The organism is Caballeronia sp. ATUFL_F1_KS4A (assembly GCF_023630905.1).
GTDB classification, from domain to species: domain Bacteria; phylum Pseudomonadota; class Gammaproteobacteria; order Burkholderiales; family Burkholderiaceae; genus Caballeronia; species Caballeronia zhejiangensis.
In genome coordinates this window covers 207160-223151 of the sequence record NZ_JALQEB010000011.1, presented here as the reverse complement: position 1 = coordinate 223151, position 15992 = coordinate 207160, and the positions used below count along the sequence as shown (strand labels likewise).

Here is a 15992-nt window from a genome sequence, read left to right as displayed (position 1 = left end):
AAACATGCGCGATTTACAGGGATTGCTCGCGCGCCTGTTCGACGTCTTGATGATCGTCGGCGGTGCGGCAGTGGCGTCGCAAATCAGGTTCGAGTACATCGAGGCACACACCTATTCGGTGGCGTTCGTCGCGTTCGCGGCGGCGTTCTCGCTTGCGCTCTTTCCTGGCTTCGGCGTCTACCAGTCGTGGCGCGGCCGCAGCAAGCTTCAGCTTGCGTGTCAGGTCTCGCTCGGCTGGCTCGTCGTGCAGGGCTGCGCGCTCGCGCTGATGTTCTCGCTGCATCGGCTCGACTACGTGTCGCGCCTCTGGTTCGCCTACTGGACCGCGATGTCCGGCGGCCTCATGATCGCCGGCCGTCTCATCACGCACGCGATTCTCGCGCACATGCGCAACGCGGGCCTGAACCTGCAGCAAGTGGCGATCGTCGGCTGCGGCAGACATTGCGATTCGATGCTGCGCAAGATCGAGCGTTCGCAGGACACCGGTTTTCGCATGTGCGCGGCGTTCAACGCGGCGGCGGGCAAGTCGCGTCTGAACACGCGCCTGCCCGTGTATGACGATTTCGACGCGTTCGTCGCCTTCGTGCGCGCGCAGAACGTCCATGAAGTGTGGCTCGCGCTGCCGCTGTCGGAGGAGCCCACGATCCTGCGCTTCGTGAACGAATTCCGCGACGATCTCATCAACGTGCGCTTCATCCCCGACGTGCGCAGCCTCGCGCTGTTCGAAAGCGGCGTCACCGATCTGCTCGGCCAGCCCGCGATCAATCTCGTCGCGACGCCGTTGTCGGCGTCGGCGCAGCTGCAAAAGGAAATCTTCGACCGCCTGTTCGCGCTCGGCGCGATCATCGCGGTCTCGCCGGCGCTCATCTGCATCGCGCTCGCAATCAAGCTCACTTCGCGCGGGCCGGTGTTGTTCCGGCAGAACCGCAAAGGCGCGGATGGCCGCGTCTTCACCATCTACAAGTTCCGTTCGATGCGCCTGCACACGGAACAGGCCGGAGTGCTTCGCCAGGCCACGCGCAACGATCCGCGCGTGACCCGTGTCGGAGCGTTCCTGCGCCGCACCAGCCTCGATGAGCTGCCGCAGTTCTTCAACGTTCTGCGCGGCGACATGTCGGTCGTGGGCCCGCGTCCACACGCGCTCGAACATGACGACCTGTATCAGAAGGTCGTATCGGGGTACATCCATCGTTACCGGATCAAGCCAGGCATCACCGGCTGGGCCCAGGTCAACGGTTTTCGTGGGGAAACGGATCGGATCGAAAAGATGGAAGGACGCGTCGCTCACGATTTGTACTATCTGGGTAACTGGTCGTTCGGACTCGATATGAGAATCATCGCCGCAACGATCTTCAAGGGACTACGCCACACCAACGCTTACTGATGCAGGGGACGACCATCATGCACAACCAACAACAACCGGGCACCACCTCCATGGCCGCCAACACCAACGTGTCGCGTATCTTCCGCCTCACGAGCCTGGCTGCGGCAGCTTCCGTCGCCGTGATCCTGACGGGTTGCGGGCTCTCGCCGGGCATGCACATGGAAAAGCCCGCCCAGCTCGTCGAAACGTCGAACGATCAGGGCGATCCGGCCACGACCACCAACATTCCGATCACGACGATCGACGCCGCGCTCGTGAAGAAGATGCGCGCCGCGCAGCCGTCCGTGACGGGCGATCCGAACGCCTCGCTCTACGGCAAGCCCGCGCCTTACAAGCTGGGCGTCGGCGACGTGCTGCAGATCACGGTCTGGGATCACCCGGAACTCGTCGCGGCGCTCGGCCAGCCGGCGAACCAGACGCGCACGTCGGATGCCGCGCCCGGCTTCGTCGTCGATGCCGACGGCAATCTGCAATTCCCGTACGTGAACAAGCCGCTGCACGTCGCGGGCAAGACCGAGACGCAGGTTCAGCGCGAGCTGTATGCCGAGCTGTCGAAGGTGTTCGTGAAGCCGCAGGTGACGGTGCGCGTCGCGTCGTTCCGCGCGTCGCAGGTGTATATCGACGGCGATGTCCGCACGCCGGGCGCGCAGCAGATCAACGACATTCCGATGACGCTCACCGAGGCGATCGGCCGCGCGGGCGGTTTCGCGACGACGGCGGATCAGAGCCGCGTCACGCTGATCCGCGATGGCGTCACGTATCACATCAACATGGCCGGCATGACGTCGAAGGGCCGCAGCCCGTCGGACATCATGCTCAAGCCGGGCGATGCGCTGCGTGTCGATTCGCGCGACGAAAACGGCGTCTACGTGATGGGCGAAGTGACCAAGCCGGCCACCGTCATCCCGATGCGCAACGGCAAGCTCACGCTGTCGGACGCGATCTCGCAGGCGGGCAGCTTCAACCCGGAAACGTCGAACCCGCGCGAGCTGTACGTGATCCGCAACGGCGCGACGGACCAGCCGGAGGTCTACAAGCTCGACGCGCTGTCGCCGGTGTCGATGCTGCTCGCGAACAACTTCGAGCTGCAGCCGCATGACGTCGTCTATGTCGACAACAACGGGCTCGTGCGCTTCTCGCGCGTGCTCAACCTGCTGCTGCCGGCGATCAACGCTGGTTTGACGGCGGCCGTGTTGACGAAGTAAGCATCTGGCATCAAGTGTCTGACCGGCGCGCGCGGGGCGCGCCGGAGCATCATGGTTCGACTTAAAAAATATAAGCGAGCGAGATCATGTCGATGAACTTTGATACGCGATACGTGGACGTATCGACGGGTGACGAACTGCGCCTGTCCGATTACCTGGCCGCGGCGATGCTCAACTGGAAGCTCGTGACGCTCGTCATGCTCGCCGTGATTGCGCTCGGCACCTCTTACGCGTATCTCGCGACGCCGACCTACAAGGCCGACGCGATGATCCAGGTCGACGAGCCGGCCAACACGAACAACGCGAACGCCGGCGCCAAGGCGCTGCAAGCCGCCGTTCCGCAACTCACCGAAACGAAGACTTCGACTGCCGCGCAGATCGAACTGCTGCGCTCGCGACTCGTCATCGACGATACGGTGCGGCGTCTGCATCTGGATATCGATGCCTCGCCGCGCGTGTTGCCGGTCGTGGGCAAGCTCGTCGGCAACGTGTTCGCGATGCTGAACCGGCCGATTCCGCAGGGTTATCTGTCGCGCTTCGCGTGGGGCGGCGAAGCCATCGACGTGCCGCTCTTCGACACGCCGAAGGAGCTCTACGACAGGAAGTTCACACTCGTCGCGCTCGAGCGCGGCGCTTACGAACTGCGGGATCCGAACGGACTGATCGTGCTGACGGGGCAGGTCGGCAAGGAAGTGTCGGGCGCGACGCCGCAAGGCCCGGTGACGCTCAAGGTCGACAAGCTCGACGGCAAGCCCGGCGTGCAGTTCGAACTGCAACGCTTCTCGACGATCACGACCATCGATCGTCTTCAGCAGCGCCTGACCGTGGCGGAGACCGCACTGCAATCGGGCATCATCGGCGTATCTCTGGAAGGTAGTAATCCGAAGCAAATCGCGGCGATCGTCAACAACATCGCGAATCGTTATGTGGAGCAGGACACGCAGAAGCGTTCGGCCGAAGCGGAGCACACGCTCGCGTTTCTGGAGCAGCAACTGCCGCTCGTGAAGAAGCAGCTCGATGAAGCCGAGCAGCGCCTGAGCGCGTTTCGCAACAAGCAAGGTTCCGTCGATCTCTCCGAAGAGAGCCGCTTGCTCCTGCAGCAGATCGTCGACAACAAGACGAAGCTCTCCGATCTTCAGCAACAGCGCGCGGAACTGTCGCTGCGCTTCACGGCGAATCATCCGTCGGTGCAGGCGCTCGATGCGCAGATTGCATCGCTCACCGCCGCGCAGACGCGCCTCGGCAAGAACGTGTCGACGCTGCCCGATACCGAGCAGACCGCGCTGCGCTATACGCGCGACGTGCGCTCGAACAGCGAGCTTTACGCGAACCTGCAGAACAGCGCGCAGCAATTGCGCATCGCGAAGGCGGGGCAGGTCGGCAACGTGCGGATCGTCGATCTCGCGCAACCCGCCGACGATCCCGTGCGTCCGAAGCGCGCGCTCGTGATCCTGATCTCGGCGGGCATCGGCCTCGTGCTCGGCATCATCGCGGCGTTCGTGCGCAAGTCGCTGTGGGGCGGCGTCGAGCGTCCCGAAGACATCGAACGGCAACTGGGCACGCGCGTGTTCGCCATCGTGCCGCGCAGCACGCAGCAGCTTCGTCTGCAACGTCAGGTCGGCATGCGCCGCGAAGGCATGCACGTGCTCGCGGCGCAGGCGCCGGAGGATGCGGCCGTCGAAGGCATTCGCAGCTTGCGCACGTCGCTGCAACTGCAGCTCGGCGAAGCGCGCAACAACGTCGTGATGCTGACCGGCTCGCGGCCCGAAGCGGGCAAGTCGTTTCTGTCGGCGAATCTCGCGACGCTCGTCGCATCGACGAGAAAGCGCGTGTTGCTGATCGACGGCGACATGCGCCGCGGCGACATCCACTCGCACTTCGGCGTGCGTCACACGCCGGGTCTATCCGACGTGCTGATGGGCGCCAACGCGATGGACGTCATCGTTCACGACGTGTTGCCCGGCGTCGATCTGATTCCGAAGGGCTCGCTGCCATCGCATCCGGCGGAACTGCTCGCGAGCGATCGGCTCGGCGAAATCCTCGGCGAACTGAAGCAGCTCTACGATCTCGTCGTCATCGATACGCCGCCCGTGCTCGCCGTCACCGACGCGACCGTGATCGGCCGGCACGCGGGCACGAGCCTGCTCGTCGTGCGGCACGGCAAGAATCAGGTGCAGGAAATCGGTGAAACGATGAAGCGCCTCTATCACGGCGGCGTGCACATGAAGGGCGTGCTCCTCACCGATGTGCCGCAATCGAAGGTGCTGATGGGCAGCACCTACGCGGGCTATTACAGCTACGAGAGCATCGGGGAGTAGGTCTTCTCAGTTCAATACGGCGACTTGTAGATGTCGCGCGCACGCGCGGCATTCGACGCCGGCGCCTTCAGACCCGAAGGCGCCGGATAAAGCGTCGCCGCCGCGCTTCGCGGCATCATCATCGCTTTTGCGTCGGCCTTGCGCGTGCCCGGACGCAGCCGCGCGCCCCCCGCCGGATTGCCCACATAGCCGTTCTGTTGCGCGAGCAGCGCGTCCATCGACGGGGTATCGGCCGAATCGCCCGCATACGCGAACGACGGCGCGAAGGCCGCGATGGCCAGCCACAAAAGCGCGTGTTTCATGTGTCTCCTCCTGATCGCGCGATACCGCACGCAAATGGTTGCCGAAAGCGGGCGTCGTTATAATCGCCGTCCGACCTGATTCTTTGGCTTTCCGTCCGTGAAAAAGCTCATCGCTCTCGCAGTCGCTTCCACCGTCCTCACCGCGTGCTCGTCCGTCGAGAAAGAGCAGACGAAGGAACGCACGTTCCTGCTCTCGCAGCAATCGCTCGATACGGCGCAACGCAATGCGACCGTCGCATGCCGCGACGCGGCGCAGTGCGATGCGGCCTGGAAGCTCACGAAGACTTACGTCGAGCAGAATTCGAAGGAACGCCTGACACGCGCCGACAATGCCGCGATCGAAACAGACGTGCCTTCGGACACCGGCAAGCCGGTGTTCTCGGCGACGCGCGTCCCGAACGGCGACGGCGCGACGATCTCGCTCTTCGCGCAATGCAAGGGCATGTTCGAGGACGAGCGCGCGCGAGGCTCGGATTTCGACGACTGCGCGACGAAGATCATCTCCGTTCAAAACGGCTTCGCGCCTTATCTGCGGGCACATCTGCGCGCGCAGTGAGCGGACGGATCTTACTGCGCGGGCAGCGAACCTGACGCGCGCGGCGGATTCGCCGGACGTATCTCCGTGAGCGGCCCGTCTTGCGGATGCATGTCGGGCGGCGCGCCGTAAAAAGGCGCGCTTTGCTGCGGCGTGCGACCGGCCGCTTCGGCGGCGCGCGCGTGGATGCCATGCGCGATGCGCGCATACGACGCGACGACGAGACCCAGCGCGACACCGAACATCAGCCCCGGAAAACGCTCGCCGAGCGGATTACCGCCGATCGACGTCGCGGGCAGCGCAGCGAGCACGAAGAGCGCACGGCCGAGCACCGGCAGCCAGGGCGCATCGGGCGTGCTGTGCCGCCATGCGCGATACGCCCGCGAACCGCGCCAGAGCGCCCACAGAATGGCGATCGGCAGCGCGAGCCCGAACAGCACGCCGCCTGCGAAGAACTGATAGACCCAGAAGTCGCGGCCGGCCGCCCATTTTTTGAAGGCGTAGAAGTCCTGCTCGCTGATGTCGCCGGCAAGATCCGGCAGATACGACGGCGCGTAGCGATAGTCGTGTCCGTAGCCCATGCCGACGATCGTCGACATCGCCGACGACGTAGTCTGATCGACCTGATCCTTCATTTCCGCGAGACGCGCGATCAGCACCGGATCGCGTGCGGGCGGCGCATCCTGCACGAGCGAGAGACGCTTCATCCACGGGGCTCCGATCGTCGGAAAGAACGTGGCCGTCGCGGTGGCCATCGCGATCAGCAGCGTCAGGATCGTGGCCGCGCGCAGACCGGCGGCGAAGAACGCGCGCAGCGAAGGCGCGGCGAGCCACGTCGCATAAGCGATCAGCAGCACGGTGCCGACCAGGAGGCCCGGCGTGCCGAACAGAATCTCGATGACGATCGTCGCGAGAAAAAACAGCCCGGCCAGCTTCCCGATGCGCTGCGCGAAGACGATTTCGTGCAGCAACAGCCCTTGCAGGCAAAGGAACGTGACCGGGACGACGCGAATGCTCAAGGTGTCGATGCCGCCAGGCATCGCCATGCCGAAACCGCCGCCGAACACGAGCGATGCGATCATCGACCAGACCATCGCGCGTTCGATCTGCGCAAGACGCTGCGCATCCCACGGACGGCAGCCTACGAAATAGCCGAGCAGCATCAAGAGGAACGGCAGCACGACGCGCGCGTAGTTGCCGGCGTCGTTGCCTTGCAGCCATTGGGTTGCGACGCTGCCGAAGATCGTGAGCAGAAAGAGCGCGCTGACGAACCCGCGCATGCGCGAGCGGCGCGCGAAGCGCGGCGCGATGAGCAGCATCGCGCAGGCGGCGCCCATCGATGTCACGGTGAGCAGAACATCGATGGCCTTGCTGGCCGTCTCGACGCTTCGTAAGTCGAACGCGAGCGGAAGCAGGCAAAGCCAGATCCAGACGACGGCGAACTTGTTGCGCATGACGGCCCCGGCACCCCTATTTTTTGCGTCGAATATAGCAGCGGCTCTTGTCGTGCGCGGTTGCGGCGGCGTCTTGCGACTAGTCTTCGGCGCGAAACGACGGATGCGCGTGTGCGCCGGACCACGCTTCATCGGACGCTTCGAATCGATGTCCGCAAAGCACGGCATTCTGGCGGATCGCCGCCGTTCGATGGACCGAAGATGCAATGGCCGGAAGCGGTCCGATCCGGCTTGAGACCACTCAATATGCGCGATGTGCGTGCTACACGCCGGAACGAGGTGCCCCGCGATGCCGGGGAAGCAGGCCCACGAGGACGCGCGGTTCCGGCCGCGCGAGCCACTCGATAACAATCGACCCTCGCAGAAGGGAAATGGCATGGGCGGTTCGGCGCGACACGCATGCAAGGCCCCGATCGATCGATACGCTCGATTCATCCGGGGACTCGCGATCATCGCCGAGATGAGTGGTCCGCTTCGAGCGCGGCGCGGGAAAGTTTGGATATGATGGGCTCGCTTCATCATCTAGGAGACTTCCCATGTCCGAGACGCTCAGCATCTCCATCCCCGATGGCAATTTCGACGCTTACGTCGCATATCCCGCGCAAACGACCGCGCCGGCCGTGATCGTGATTCAGGAAATTTTCGGCATCAACGCCGACATGCGCGAAACCTGTGACGAATACGCGCGCCAGGGATACGTCGCGCTATGCCCCGATCTCTTCTGGCGGCTGGAGCCGAACGTCGAACTCACCGATCGCACCGAAGCCGAATGGCAGCAGGCGCTCAAGTACTACAACGCATTCGACGTGAACACGGGCGTCGAGGACATCGCGGCGACGATCGGTTTCGCGCGCGGACTCTCACAAGTGCAGGGCAAGATCGGCTCGGTCGGCTTTTGTCTCGGCGGCTTGCTCTCGTTCCTGACGGCGGCGCGCACGGATGTCGACGCATCGGTTTCGTACTACGGCGGCGGCACGGATCAATACCTCGCCGAACTGCCGAAGATCAAGGTGCCGCTCATGCTGCATCTCGCGGAAGAGGACGAATTCATTCCCGCCGATGCGCGCAACCGCGTGCTGGCGGCGGTGAAGGGGCAGCCGAATGTCGAGGTGTACACGTATCCCGGCTGTCATCACGCGTTCGCGCGCAATCAGGGCGCGCATTACGACGCGGCGGCCGCGCAACTCGCCAACGGCCGCACCGCGGATTTCTTCGCAAAGCACCTGAAATAAGGCTTCGAATGAAAAACGCCGCCTGGAACTCAGGCGGCGTCGCTTCATTTCTTCACCGTGTGCGGCCGGCGAAACACGAGCCAGCGCGGTGATTTGAAGCGCACGATGCTCATGTAGAGCCACACGTAAGTTGCCGCGAACACGACGACGAAGCAGAACAGATGCACCGTATGCCGCCAGAAGAGCGTCGCGGGAATCACGGCGACGAGACACAGCAGCCACAGATACGGCGACGTCAGCGAATTGCGCCGCGTCAGCTCATGCGCGTTCTTCACGCCGACGGCCCAGCGCATCAGACGCTTGTAGACGAGCATATGCAGATGCACGCCGTCCGGAATGCCCGGCGAAATGCCGCGAATGAACTTCTTGCGATAGATCGAGAAGCACGTCTCGAAGATCGGATACATGAAGAGCAGTACCGGATACCACGCGGAGACATCGCGGTTGCGCATCACGAGCATGATCGAGAGTTCGCCCAGCATGAAGCCGACGAAGTACGCGCCGCCGTCGCCGAGAAAGATCAGCCCGGCGGGGAAGTTCCAGATGAAGAAGCCCATCACCGCGCCCATCATGATGAGCGAGCCGGAGAGCACGATCGGATCGTGCACCTGGAACGCCACATAGGCGAGCGAGGCGAACATCATGAAGCTGACCATCGATGCGAGGCCGTTGAAGCCGTCGATGATGTTCACCGCGTTGGCGAGCGCCGCGACGGCGAGCACCGTCACCGCGCATGAAATGACCGCGTAGGACAACAGGAAATCGAGCGGCGGCACGCTGATGCGCGTGACCGCGATGTTCAGGAACGCATAGGCGAGGCCCGCGGCGGCCATCGTGCAGACGAGGCGCGCGAGCGGCGAGACGCGCTTGGTCAGGTCTTCGATCAGCCCGGAGAGAAACGCCGGCAAGCCGCACGCGACGATGCCGAGAATGCCGCCCGATACGGCCGGATAGCCCCATCGCAACTGCACGGCCGATGCCGTGAGCCCGCAGATGATGCCCACGCCGCCGATGCGCGGAACGGGCCGCGCGTGAAACTTCTGCACGCCGGCGAGATCGGTGTCGCCGAGCACGCCTTCCTGCAGGTGTGCGAAGCGCACGATCAACAAGGTCACGAAGAGCGAGACCAGAAAAGCAAGCGCGAAACTAAGCATGAAATAGAACCGATGGAAAAAAGCGGCGCCGCGCGCAAAGCGCAGCGCCTCGACGCTTTTAAGCGAACCCTTGCGGATTCTGCGACTGCCAGCGCCAGTGATCCGCGCACATGCGTTCGATGCCATGCTCCGCGCGCCAGCCGATCAGTTCCGCCGCGGCGGCCGGATCGGCGTAGCAGGCGGCGATATCGCCCGGACGGCGCGGCACGAGCTCATACGGAACCGGCTTGCCCGACGCCGCCTCGAACGCCTTCACGACATCGAGCACGCTATAGCCTTGCCCGGTGCCGAGATTCACGACGAAGCTGCGGTCGAGCTTCCTGAGCGCATCGATGGCCGCGATATGCCCGCGCGCCAGATCCACGACGTGAATGTAATCGCGCACGCCGGTGCCGTCGTGCGTATCGTAATCGCTGCCGAACACGCGCAGTTGCGCGAGCTTGCCGACGGCCACTTGCGCCACATACGGCATCAGGTTGTTCGGAATGCCCGCCGGATCTTCGCCGATCAAACCGCTCTCGTGCGCGCCGACCGGATTGAAATAGCGCAGCGTCGCGATGCGCCACGACGGATCGGACACTTCGAGATCGCGCAGGATCTGCTCGGCGATGAGCTTGCTCTGGCCGTAGGGGTTCGTCGCGGAAAGCGGAAACGATTCGTCGATCGGCACGCTCTTCGGCACGCCATACACCGTCGCCGACGAGCTGAACACGAAGTTGCGCACGCCGCGCGCTTTCATGACCTTGAGCACCGCGAGCAGGCTGCCGATGTTGTTCTCGTAGTACTCGATGGGCTTCGCGACCGATTCGCCCACGGCCTTCAACGCCGCGAAGTGGATCGCGCCGGTGATCGCGTGCGCGTCGAAGATGCGGTTGAGCGCGGCTTCGTCGCGGGCATCGGCTTCATAAAACGTGACGCTCTTGCCCGTGATGCGCTCGACGCGCTTCAACGACTCCGCGCGACTGTTGACGAGATTGTCGATGACCACGACGCCATAGTCCGCGTCGAGTAGTTCGACGCACGTATGCGAACCGATGAAGCCCGCGCCGCCGGTGACGAGAATCGTGCCCTTCGTCGGCTGATTGCCATTCATCTTGTGCTCTCCCGATTGCATGAAATCAAAGTGAAATGCCGGTAATGGCATGTATTGTGCCCTTGTAGCGTTCGACGACATTTTTTTCGTCGAATTCGCTCGCGACCTTTTCGCGGCCGCGCCGCGCCATGGCGGCGCGCTCGTCGGCGGAGAGCGTCAGCATGCGCTCGAGCGCTTCGGTCAGGCTGTCGGCGCTTTTGACCTCGCAGAGCAGGCCGTTCACGCCGTCCTCGACCACTTCGCGGCAGCCGGGAACGTCGGTGGCGACGATCGGGCGGCCCATCGCCGATGCCTCCATCAGCGTGCGCGGCACGCCTTCGCGATACGAAGGCAGCACGACGCAATCCGCCGCGGCGACGAGCGGCCGCACGTCGTTCGCTTCGCCGAGATATTCGACGATATGCTCCGCTTCCCACTTTTCTACGTCGGTGCGGCTGATCGCGCTCGGATTGTCGACGCCGACCGGCCCGAGCAACTGAAAACGCGCGTGCGGAAACTTCGCGCGAATCCTGCGTGCGGCTTCGACATATTCCGCCACGCCTTTATCCCACAACAGACGGCCGATCAGGATGAACACGAAATCCTCGCGCGCGGGCAGCGGCTCGAACGCGAATTCATCGAGATCGACGCCTTCGCCATGCAGACGCCGCGCGCGATCCGGATGCGCGAGCAGATTCTCGTGCAGGAAGGCTTCGTGATCGTCGCGATTGAGGAACCACACTTCGCGCGGAAAGCGGAACGCGAAACGGTACAGCCGCTTCGCGACCTGCGCCGTGCGGCTCTTCTGGATGAAGACGTAGCCGAGACCCGTCGTCACCGCGATCGACGGCACGCGCGCGAGCATCGCGGCAAGCGAGCCGTAGATGTTCGGCTTGATCGTATAGTGAAACACGATATGCGGACGCGTCGCACGATATTCGCGAAAGAGCGCGGCGAGCGTCCTGAGGTCATCGCGCGGATCGGTGCTTTTCGATGCGACCGGCAACTCGACGCAGCGGCAGCCCATTTCGGTGAGCGGCTCGAAGGTGCGGTCGCGCGGCGCGATGATCGTGACTTGCGCGCCGCGCGCGGTCAGCATGCGCAGCACGCCTTGCCGGTAGGTATAGATCGCCCACGCCGTGTTGCACACGAGGGCGATACGAAGCTTCGACTTTTCTTTGGTCATCCGGAAGTCAGGAATAGGTTCACGCGGCGGATGCGCGCTTCAGCAAGCGCGCCTTCAATCCACGCAACGCGCGATACGGCAAAACGAGATGCGCGATGCTCTTCGCGACGCCCGCCCAGTCGAGCGGATTGGTCACGCGCAAATGGCGCAGTTGCAGACGCAGTGTCGACATGATTTGCGCACGCCGTTTGGTCGCGCTGATGCCGCTTTCGTTCAGTTCGTAGAAGAGACCGAACTCGGGCAGATTCGCGCCGTCGTGCCGTTGTAGCAGACGCAGGATCAGATCGAGATCCTCGGCGGCGCGATACTGCGCGCGATAGTTGCCCGCTTCGATCACGGCGTCGATGCGCAGCATCAGCGACGGATGCGTGAAGCATGTGCGCGCGAGCATCATGCGGCGGATCGCGGCGGGATCGGCGGGCGGCGTGAGATCGAAGAGCGGCGCGCCATCGGTCGATACGACGTGCGTCCACATGCCGAGCACCGCGACGCGCGGATGCGCCTCCATATACGCGCGTTGCTTCGCGAGGCGAGCGGGCGTCGCGAGATCGCCTGCGTCGATGCGCGCCGCGTAACGGACGCCTCGCGCGTACAGCGCCGCGATGCCCGCTTCGAGCGCGCGCTCGATGCCGCCGTTTTTCGGCATGCGCAGAATGTCGATGTTCATGCCGTCGATGACGGGCGCGACGATAGGCGGCGTGCTGCCATCGTCGACGATGAGCACGTTCACCATCGACGTTTCGCCAAACGACGCGAGCGTGCGTTCGACATCGGCCTGGCCGTTGAACGCGGGCATCAGCACGGCGACATCGTGGAGTTCGTTCATGCGCGCAGCCGAAAACGGATGTAGTAGAAATTCACCGACGCCGCCGCGACATAACCCGCCGCGAGTCCGATCAGCGCGCCGTAGCCTTCCATGCGCGGTATCGCGAACCAGTTCACCGCGAACGCGACCGCGAGCGCGAAAAGCCATTTCGATAGCAGCACATACTTCGCCTGATATTTCAGCACGACGAGATTGCCGATCGCTTCGATGCCCGCGGGCACCGAAAGCCACACGGCCCAGCGGAAGATGTCCGCCGCGCCCGCGTAATTCGGTCCGAACACGCGCGCGATGATGAAGCCCGCGAGCGCATCGAGGACGGCCGCGCCTGCGATCATCAGCGCGGCGGTCATCGCGAAGAGGCGCACGAGATTGCGCTTCAGGCGCGCGGTTTCCTGCACGCGATACACGAACGCCGGCGCGATGGTCTGCGAGAGCATCAGCGCGAGCGCGATCCAGTTCTCGTTCAACTGCTGCGCGGCGGAGTAAAGCCCGAGTTCCGCGAACGACACGCGATGCGCGAGCATCAGCCGGTCGAGCTTCAGGAACAAATACATGCAGATGAGGCCGAGCCAGAACACCGTGCCCGCGCTCGCGAAATGTCTGAACAGTGCGCGGTCGAAACGCCAGCCGAGCGTGCCGCCGTGACGGCGCACGTAGTACGCGACGAGCGCGGCGCTGATCGCCGCGGCTTCGAGCGCCCAGAGCCAGCCGAAGCTCGACGGCGCGGCCGCGATGCGCACGAGCGCGAAGACGAGCGCCGCCTTGACGATGGCCGCCGCCATGCTCGCGATGAGCTGCGGCTTGCTGTAGGTGAGGCTTTGCAGCCACGAATTGACGACGCCGATGAACGGCTCGCGAAAGAGCATCGTGACGGCGAGTCCGGCGAGCATCAGCCCGACCATCGGGTCCGTGCCGCCGGCGGCGATCCAGATCCACGTCACGCAGAGTGCGACGACCGACACGCCCATGCGCAGCACGAACGCGCTGCCGAGTACGGCGCCGGTATCGGCGGGCTTGCGGTTGACGATCGTCGGCACGAGAATCTCCGCGCCGCACACCCACGTGATCGGCGCGATGACGAGCAGCAGCGTGTTCGCGTATTGCCATTTGCCGAAGTCGTCCGGGCCGAGGTAGCGCGCGAGCAAACCGGAGATGACGATGGCGACCGCGATCTGCGTGAGCCGCTCCAGCCCGAGCCAGACGATGTTGGCGAGCGCGCGGGCGACGTCCGGATTGCCGGAGCGCGTGAGCGCCTTCATGCGGTGAAGCGCTCGGCGTAATCGGGCACGGCGCGTGCTACCCAAGCCTGACCGCCTCGCGCAAACGTGCGATCGGTCAAGTTTTGTGTGTTTGCACGCAGACGCGCCTCATTCGAAGGCATCGAGGCGAAAGAGCGTTTGAGCATTGGATTAGAATGAACGCGCAGGCTCCAACCGGCTTCGTCAGAGCGAGCGCAACCACCAGAGCGCCGAAAGACAGCGATTATAAGTGCGGTCCGTGGGCCGCCCGCTGCGCCGGTTTTGCATCCATTTGCTTCGAATTGTTTCTTTCGTATTGGTTTACCAGACGCATAGGCAGAATTCGATACGTCATCTGGCAGTCGTTCGCGCGCGCTGTGCATTGCAGCGGCGCGCCAACCGTCACGACCTGCATGCCCTCATGGCTGCATCGCCGAGAAACCATCAATTAATAGAGAGGAGGTAGCCATCTCATGAGCCAAGTTTCCCAATCCATTTTCAAGGCCTACGACATTCGCGGGATCGTCGGCAAGACGGTCGACAAGGACGTCGCTAAGAGCATAGGCCAGTCGTTCGGCAGCGAGATCAAAAAGCAGGGCGGCGATTCGGTCGTGGTCGCGCGCGACGGTCGTCTCTCCGGTCCCGAACTCGTCGGCGCACTCTCGGATGGCCTGCGCGCGGCGGGCGTCGATGTCGTCGATATCGGCATGGTGCCGACTCCGGTCGGCTACTTCGCGGCGAGCGTGCCGCTGCCGTTGCCTTCGGGCGAGCGTCGCGTCGATTCGTGCATCGTCGTGACGGGCAGCCACAATCCGCCGGACTACAACGGCTTCAAGATGGTGCTGCGCGGCGCGGCCATCTACGGCGATCAGATCCAAGGCTTGTACAAGCGCATCGTCGATAACGACTTCACGACGGGCGAAGGCACGTACACCGAATTCGACGTGTCGCAGATGTATCTCGACCGCATCGTGTCGGACGTGAAGCCGGTGCGCGCGATGAAGATCGTCGTCGATACGGGCAACGGCGTCGCGGGCGGTCTCGCGCCGCGTCTTTTCAAGGCGCTCGGCTGCGAGCTGGTCGAACTCTTCACGGAGATCGACGGCAACTTCCCGAATCATCATCCGGATCCGGCGCATCCGGAGAATCTGCAGGACGTCATCAAGGCGCTCAAGGAAACGGACGCGGAAGTCGGCTTTGCGTTCGATGGCGATGGCGACCGTCTCGGCGTCGTCACGAAGGACGGGCAGGTCATCTATCCGGATCGCCAGTTGATGCTGTTCGCGCAGGAAGTGCTGTCGCGCAACAAGGGCGGCCAGATCATTTACGACGTGAAGTGCACGCGCAATCTCGCGAAGTGGGTGCGCGAGCAGGGCGGCGAGCCGGTCATGTGGAAGACCGGCCATTCGCTTGTGAAGGCGAAGCTGCGTGAAACGGGCGCGCCGCTCGCGGGCGAAATGAGCGGCCACGTGTTCTTCAAGGATCGCTGGTACGGCTTCGACGACGGTCTGTACACCGGCGCGCGTATGCTCGAAATCCTGTCGCGCGTGGCCGATCCGAGCAAGCTGCTCAACGATCTGCCGAATTCGCTTTCCACGCCTGAACTGCAATTGAAGTTGCAGGAGGGCGAGAATTTCGAGCTGATCGCGCGTCTGCAGAAATCGGCGAAGTTCACTGGCGCCGACGACGTGCTGACGATCGACGGTCTGCGTGTCGAGTACCCGGATGGGTTCGGGCTGGCGCGTTCGTCGAATACGACGCCGGTCGTCGTGATGCGTTTCGAAGCGGACAACGACGCGGCGCTTAAGCGCATTCAGGAAGATTTTCGTCGGGTGATTCTGGCGGAGAAGCCGGACGCGCAGTTGCCGTTTTAAAAAGTTGATGAGATATCGGCGGCTTTCCGGAGCATGGAGGCCGCTGATTTGTTTGCGGACGCTGGGCGACGTCGCCGGGTGAGTCAACTGTTATTCGGAACAGGCGACCGTCAACACTAGTGATGCATGCCCGCACCAAGCCCGTGATGACAGGTTTACTTTCCTCAAGAAACGCAGTTTCGGCTCTCGCCTTCTTCGCTTCTGCCGCTATC

The 15992-nt window shown here is 63.7% G+C and carries 13 protein-coding genes; 6 read left to right on the top strand and 7 right to left on the bottom strand.

Translation table 11 applies throughout. The features are described from left to right. The first annotated feature begins 4 nt into the window (after window positions 1-4). The 3 genes from NCS03_RS10935 (at window position 5) to NCS03_RS10925 (ending at window position 4907) form a co-directional block, all read left to right on the top strand. Window positions 5-1384 (top strand): undecaprenyl-phosphate glucose phosphotransferase, encoded by a 1380-nt coding sequence (locus NCS03_RS10935; RefSeq protein WP_008342527.1) that lies wholly within the window; start codon window positions 5-7, stop codon window positions 1382-1384. A gap of 50 nt (window positions 1385-1434) precedes the next feature. Next, complete coding sequence (locus tag NCS03_RS10930; protein ID WP_008342525.1) at window positions 1435-2589, top strand: polysaccharide biosynthesis/export family protein; 1155 nt, start codon at window positions 1435-1437, stop codon at window positions 2587-2589. Window positions 2590-2675: 86 nt separating this feature from the next. Further along, the gene (locus NCS03_RS10925; protein ID WP_250529152.1) at window positions 2676-4907 is read left to right on the top strand and encodes a polysaccharide biosynthesis tyrosine autokinase; all 2232 of its coding nucleotides are present in this window, start codon (window positions 2676-2678) and stop codon (window positions 4905-4907) included. Window positions 4908-4918: 11 nt separating this feature from the next. Here the strand turns inward: NCS03_RS10925 and NCS03_RS10920 are convergent, their stop codons facing one another. Continuing rightward, window positions 4919-5209 carry a hypothetical protein gene (locus tag NCS03_RS10920; RefSeq protein ID WP_008342521.1) on the bottom strand — a complete coding sequence of 97 codons (291 nt, stop codon included), beginning with the start codon at window positions 5207-5209 and terminating at the stop codon, window positions 4919-4921. Between the two features lie 97 nt (window positions 5210-5306). Between NCS03_RS10920 and NCS03_RS10915 the strand changes: the two genes are divergently transcribed. After that, window positions 5307-5765 (top strand): hypothetical protein, encoded by a 459-nt coding sequence (locus NCS03_RS10915; RefSeq protein WP_244807495.1) that lies wholly within the window; start codon window positions 5307-5309, stop codon window positions 5763-5765. Window positions 5766-5776: 11 nt separating this feature from the next. Here the strand turns inward: NCS03_RS10915 and NCS03_RS10910 are convergent, their stop codons facing one another. Next, window positions 5777-7198: a hypothetical protein gene (locus tag NCS03_RS10910; RefSeq protein WP_241814162.1), complete on the bottom strand. Its 1422-nt coding sequence runs from the start codon at window positions 7196-7198 to the stop codon at window positions 5777-5779. A gap of 536 nt (window positions 7199-7734) precedes the next feature. Between NCS03_RS10910 and NCS03_RS10905 the strand changes: the two genes are divergently transcribed. Then, on the top strand, window positions 7735-8430 hold the full coding sequence (locus NCS03_RS10905; protein ID WP_008342514.1) for a dienelactone hydrolase family protein: 696 nt from the start codon (window positions 7735-7737) through the stop codon (window positions 8428-8430). Between the two features lie 44 nt (window positions 8431-8474). Here NCS03_RS10905 and NCS03_RS10900 read toward each other — a convergent pair whose 3' ends face one another. The 5 genes from NCS03_RS10900 to NCS03_RS10880 are packed head-to-tail and all read right to left on the bottom strand — an operon-like array spanning window position 8475 to window position 13927. Continuing rightward, window positions 8475-9584 carry an MraY family glycosyltransferase gene (locus NCS03_RS10900; RefSeq protein ID WP_033537192.1) on the bottom strand — a complete coding sequence of 370 codons (1110 nt, stop codon included), beginning with the start codon at window positions 9582-9584 and terminating at the stop codon, window positions 8475-8477. A gap of 58 nt (window positions 9585-9642) precedes the next feature. Next, a complete protein-coding gene (gene galE, locus NCS03_RS10895) occupies window positions 9643-10677 on the bottom strand; it encodes a UDP-glucose 4-epimerase GalE (RefSeq protein ID WP_250529151.1) in 1035 nt (344 codons plus the stop codon). 25 nt (window positions 10678-10702) lie between these two features. Continuing rightward, window positions 10703-11842: a glycosyltransferase family 4 protein gene (locus NCS03_RS10890; RefSeq protein ID WP_034472774.1), complete on the bottom strand. Its 1140-nt coding sequence runs from the start codon at window positions 11840-11842 to the stop codon at window positions 10703-10705. Window positions 11843-11861: 19 nt separating this feature from the next. Further along, on the bottom strand, window positions 11862-12668 hold the full coding sequence (locus NCS03_RS10885; RefSeq protein ID WP_250440066.1) for a glycosyltransferase: 807 nt from the start codon (window positions 12666-12668) through the stop codon (window positions 11862-11864). Next, on the bottom strand, window positions 12665-13927 hold the full coding sequence (locus NCS03_RS10880; RefSeq protein ID WP_034472769.1) for an oligosaccharide flippase family protein: 1263 nt from the start codon (window positions 13925-13927) through the stop codon (window positions 12665-12667). The genes NCS03_RS10885 and NCS03_RS10880 overlap by 4 nt, the downstream gene beginning before the upstream one ends. Window positions 13928-14379: 452 nt before the next feature. Between NCS03_RS10880 and NCS03_RS10875 the strand changes: the two genes are divergently transcribed. Then, on the top strand, window positions 14380-15780 hold the full coding sequence (locus NCS03_RS10875; RefSeq protein WP_008342501.1) for a phosphomannomutase/phosphoglucomutase: 1401 nt from the start codon (window positions 14380-14382) through the stop codon (window positions 15778-15780). Window positions 15781-15992 lie beyond the last annotated feature (212 nt).

Coding starts and splice junctions, on each gene's coding strand:
- NCS03_RS10935 (WP_008342527.1), top strand. CDS start 5: ATGCGCGATTTACAGGGATTGCTCGCGCGCCTGTTCGACGTCTTGATG.
- NCS03_RS10930 (WP_008342525.1), top strand. CDS start 1,435: ATGGCCGCCAACACCAACGTGTCGCGTATCTTCCGCCTCACGAGCCTG.
- NCS03_RS10925 (WP_250529152.1), top strand. CDS start 2,676: ATGTCGATGAACTTTGATACGCGATACGTGGACGTATCGACGGGTGAC.
- NCS03_RS10920 (WP_008342521.1), bottom strand. CDS start 5,209: ATGAAACACGCGCTTTTGTGGCTGGCCATCGCGGCCTTCGCGCCGTCG.
- NCS03_RS10910 (WP_241814162.1), bottom strand. CDS start 7,198: ATGCGCAACAAGTTCGCCGTCGTCTGGATCTGGCTTTGCCTGCTTCCG.
- NCS03_RS10905 (WP_008342514.1), top strand. CDS start 7,735: ATGTCCGAGACGCTCAGCATCTCCATCCCCGATGGCAATTTCGACGCT.
- NCS03_RS10900 (WP_033537192.1), bottom strand. CDS start 9,584: ATGCTTAGTTTCGCGCTTGCTTTTCTGGTCTCGCTCTTCGTGACCTTG.
- galE (WP_250529151.1), bottom strand. CDS start 10,677: ATGAATGGCAATCAGCCGACGAAGGGCACGATTCTCGTCACCGGCGGC.
- NCS03_RS10890 (WP_034472774.1), bottom strand. CDS start 11,842: ATGACCAAAGAAAAGTCGAAGCTTCGTATCGCCCTCGTGTGCAACACG.
- NCS03_RS10885 (WP_250440066.1), bottom strand. CDS start 12,668: ATGAACGAACTCCACGATGTCGCCGTGCTGATGCCCGCGTTCAACGGC.
- NCS03_RS10880 (WP_034472769.1), bottom strand. CDS start 13,927: ATGAAGGCGCTCACGCGCTCCGGCAATCCGGACGTCGCCCGCGCGCTC.
- NCS03_RS10875 (WP_008342501.1), top strand. CDS start 14,380: ATGAGCCAAGTTTCCCAATCCATTTTCAAGGCCTACGACATTCGCGGG.